Source organism: Flavobacterium xylosi (assembly GCF_042787345.1).
GTDB lineage: Bacteria > Bacteroidota > Bacteroidia > Flavobacteriales > Flavobacteriaceae > Flavobacterium > Flavobacterium xylosi.
This window is the reverse complement of sequence record NZ_JBHZPZ010000042.1, coordinates 1-1,150: the sequence shown is the minus strand read 5'-3', so window position 1 is coordinate 1,150 and position 1,150 is coordinate 1. Positions and strand designations below refer to the sequence as shown.

The 1,150-nt window shown below is 43.4% G+C and carries 1 protein-coding gene; it reads left to right on the top strand.

The genetic code is table 11. The annotated features are described in order from the left end of the window. Positions 1-1,150: hypothetical protein (locus ACFX5E_RS16210; RefSeq protein WP_379856204.1), on the top strand; the 1,150-nt coding region annotated here is incomplete at both ends.

Genomic DNA, 1,150 nt, shown 5'->3' with positions numbered 1-1,150 from the left:
AAGTGTAACAGCACAACCAACTTGTACTGTTGCCACTGGGACGATCACAGTAACTGCACCAGCAAATGGTTCAGGAGTAAGTTATACCCTAACAGGAACAAGTCCAGTAGTAGCTTCACAAAGCAATACAACAGGAACTTTCTCAGGATTGGCTGCAGGAAACTATGACGTGACAACAACCGTTGACGGATGTACTTCAAATGCTACGGCTCTAACAGTAAATGCACAGCCAGCAACTCCAGCAGCGCCAGCCACAGCGTGTTATGAAACAGCTACTTTCAATACGACTACTTGTGCTTGGGAAACTTCAGGAACACAACCTGCTGAACCAACAACAGCATTAGCCTGTTGGGAAACTAGAAGCTTTGATACAACATCTTGTACTTGGAAAACAACAGGAACACAGCCTGCAGAACCAACAACGGCATTAGCCTGTTGGGAAACTAGAAGCTTTGATACAACATCTTGTACTTGGAAAACAACAGGAACACAGCCAGCAGAACCAACAACGGCATTAGCCTGTTGGGAAACTAGAAGCTTTGATACAACATCTTGTACTTGGAAAACAACAGGAACAAAGCCTGCTGAACCAACAACAGCATTAGCATGTTGGGAAACTAGAAGCTTTGATACAACATCTTGTACTTGGAAAACAACAGGAACAAAGCCTGCTGAACCAACAACAGCATTAGCCTGTTGGGAAACTAGAAGCTTTGATACAACATCTTGTACTTGGAAAACAACAGGAACAAAGCCAGCAGAACCAACAACAGCATTAGCCTGTTGGGAAACTAGAAGCTTTGATACAACATCTTGTACTTGGAAAACAACAGGAACACAGCCTGCTGAACCAACAACGGCATTAGCCTGTTGGGAAACTAGAAGCTTTGATACAACATCTTGTACTTGGAAAACAACAGGAACACAGCCAGCAGAACCAACAACAGCATTAGCATGTTGGGAAACTAGAAGCTTTGATACAACATCTTGTACTTGGAAAACAACAGGAACACAGCCTGCAGAACCAACAACGGCATTAGCCTGTTGGGAAACTAGAAGCTTTGATACAACATCTTGTACTTGGAAAACAACAGGAACACAGCCTGCTGAACCAACAACAGCATTAGCATGTTGGGAAACTAGAAGCTTT